This window comes from uncultured Methanobrevibacter sp. (assembly GCF_902774605.1).
Taxonomy (GTDB): domain Archaea; phylum Methanobacteriota; class Methanobacteria; order Methanobacteriales; family Methanobacteriaceae; genus Methanocatella.
Genome location: NZ_CACYJE010000093.1, coordinates 1 through 3,410, shown reverse-complemented (window position 1 = coordinate 3,410; position 3,410 = coordinate 1). Strand labels below are relative to the sequence as shown.

Here is a 3,410-nt window from a genome sequence, read left to right as displayed (position 1 = left end):
GAAAAGAACTATTAACGACAAGCAAAAAGAATGCATCAGGTTTGATGAAAACAGACCACTCCTCATAGAAGCGGGACCTGGAGCTGGAAAGACTTTTGTGCTCACTGAACGGGTGAAATGCCTTATTGAGCGAGGAGCGGATCCTGAATCATTTCTAGTAATCACATTCACCATTAAGGCTGCCGACGAACTTAAAGCCAAACTCTCAAATATGGACATTCCGGAAAAGGATATAAACAAGATGCAGATATCAACCATACACTCATTCTGCTTGAAATTACTCGAAGGAACAGATAAGGAAAACTTCAAGATCTATGAAGACGAGCAGAAGCTTATGTTTTTAAGAAAGCATATGAAAGATTTGGGCTTTGAAAATGAAGCATATGCTTCCAAAAGCAGAGATGCTCTTTCAATTTTAAAAAAATTCGACGAGTATTCAGCATTCGGCGTCAAAACTCCTGAACTGGTTGAATACATCAAAAATAATTTTCCAATCTCTGAGGATTATGTCAATTTTGTAAATGATGAAATGGAGAAATATCATCGTTTTCCTAAAAGCAAAAAATTAAATAGGGAAAAGTATACAGATGACTGGTATAACGCAAAGTATCTCCAGATTGCAAAGTCATATCCAAAATATCGAGAGTTCATGTGCAAAGAGGAAGTCACTGATTTCAATCTCATCCAATATGATGCCCTGGAAGTTTTAAAAGAGGATTCTGACAGAATATACACAAATGTCTTGATAGATGAGTTTCAGGATACAGACCCAATTCAAATGGAAATATTCGAAATTCTTTTAAAGAATGCCATAGACAAGGGAGGCTCATTTACGGCGGTAGGAGATCCTGACCAGAGTATATATGGATTCAGAGGCTCCATAGACAATTATTTTGATTACATGTGCGAAAAATATGACAACCTTGAAAAAATCAATCTGGAGTGCAATTACCGCTCAACCTGTGATATCATCGCACTTGGAGAATCATTTATCGAAAATCAAAGAAGCGATGATGAAAAGCATTTGAAATCAGCTAGAAACGTATCCAAAGATGCATTTTACAGCGTCAATGAATCATGGGCTGATCAGGCTTTGGAAACATCCAGAATAATCAAGCATCTCCATGACACCCAGAATCTGAGTTACAATGATTTTGCTGTTTTATGTCGAAGTGTAAAGAACACCGATGTTAAAACACTTGTGAAAGTCTTTAAGGAACAGGGCATACCATATCAGGTCAAGGGTTCTGATGATTTGAAAGACACCGATGAGATAAGATCCCTCTTCACCCTGCTGCATTTTCTTGTTCAAGATGACAAGCCTTCATCCTTTAAAAGGGAGGACTTGATGAATTTCATCGGCTGTGATTTCAATCAGGTTCTGGTCGACCTCTCATGCGAGACTAAAAAAAGATTAATTAAAATGCAGGTTGATTATGAGGATTGCGCATTGGAGATAGAGCAGAAAATACATCAGGCAGATAAACTTGAGGGGTATGGAGGTCTGTCTGTATATAACGGAATTTTCGATCGAATGGATAATTTTTATATTGAAAAGGTCTTTGAATTTGTCAACGATCCAATATTATCTGAGGAAAACCTTAAAGATAATATCCGGAACAAAGCAGACCGCGCATTCTTTGAAAAGCTCTTCCGCCTAAAGAGAAAGGTCAAAAACTTGCCTATGAACTTTGAAATAGATGATGAAGTGAGAATGGAGAAGATTAGGCAGTTCTATGAACATGAGTTTGGAGTGAGGGAGATTCCAACAATCATGGATATATTCTACGAGCTCATGGAAATTACTGGATTTTTAAATCTGGAAAATCTTAATAATGAAGAATATGGTGAAAGAATTGAAAACATAGCATATGTGACACATACCATTCGCAATTTCGAATCTGTTGTTTCCAAATATGACATGAACGGCCTGTACTGGTTTTTAAAGTCCAACCTGGCAATAAGTGATGATGATTACAAAGAGGGTGACTGTGTTCAGATCATGACTGTTCATGGCTCCAAGGGTTTGGAATTTCCAGTAACCATAGTTTATACATTAACCGAAGCAAAAAGCAAAGGTTCAAGTTTTCCTAGCGAATATAGAAATCCTCTCATTGGGCAGAACAGAACACTCTACACTCCTCCAGAGTATTTGACATTGAAGACTCAGACCATTGAAGAGGAGGAGATCGCACATTATGCCGAAGAGCTTAGAATCATATATGTTGCCATGACCAGGGCTCAGGACCTTTTAATCCTCTCATGTCTGGATGATACTGAATCCAAGGAGCAGGGCAAGGAGACTTTTGCAATCCCTGATATAATCAAGCATCTGATTGATGACGATCCTGATTTGATTAAAAGGTTTGATTCAAATAATATGGATGAACTTCCTGAAATTGAGAAGAGAAGAGTCATTGATAAGGAGAAGCTGAACCTCAGCTACACAACCATCAGTTATTACAACAAATGTCCTTTAAGGTACAAGTTGACCGATGTTATCGGATTCCAACTGAGCGAGACCGACAGCTCAACTGATGATATTGGATTTACAGATGATATCGAAGCCGCTTCTTCAGACTGGAAGCGTGTCTACGGTACAATCGCCCACAACTCTCTTGATGAAATAAACAAGAGGATTATCGACAAGAGAAATGATGATACCATTGATGATAAGTCAATTTCCAAAAAAGAAATGGATGATATCATTGACAAAGAGTTTAAAAAATATGAGGAATATGAGTTTACAGAATCCCATATAAACTCTATCAAGGAGCATATTCACAAATATTATGATGATTTCGCATCTAATGTTTTCATATCTGATTCAGAGTATTCATTCAGAATAAGACAGGATGATTATGACCTGATCGGTTCTATTGATTTAATTTATCAGGAAGATGATGATTCAGTATCTATTATAGATTTCAAGGTCACTACTAATGCAGAGGCCAATATGGAGAAGTATAAGAAGCAGTTGGCTACATACAAGCTGGCCTTGAAGATGGTTGACGATGATGATTACAATGACAAGAGGATAGACAAGCTTTCAATCTATTCTGTTCTTGATGATAAGATTTATGACTTCAGTGCTGATGAGATTGATTGCAAGGAGATTCTTGAAGAGATAGAAGACACAGCAGAGAATATTCTAGAAGAGAAATTCGAGCCTGAAGTTTCAAACAGCTGCAAATACTGCAGGTTCAACTTTGTTTGCGGAAATAAGTCTTAAAAAAGCAGTTCAATAAAATTTGTATTTAATCTGTAAGTGTATATGAATTTAATTTATGGAAGGGGAATAAATTGAATAGTGAAGAGAAAAGTTCAAGTCTCAACTGGATGTTTCATTGGTCGCTGCCTGGATGCAAGCCTAGGGTTGCCCAGCAGAAGATACTCAATCGAATAATATG

The 3,410-nt window shown here is 37.2% G+C and carries 1 protein-coding gene; it reads left to right on the top strand.

All coding sequences use genetic code 11. From position 1 onward, the window contains the following. Nucleotides 1-3,232, top strand: a 3,232-nt coding sequence (locus tag QZU77_RS10590; protein WP_295603912.1) for an ATP-dependent DNA helicase, incomplete at its 5' end; no start/stop codon positions are given. Nucleotides 3,233-3,410: the final 178 nt, after the last annotated feature.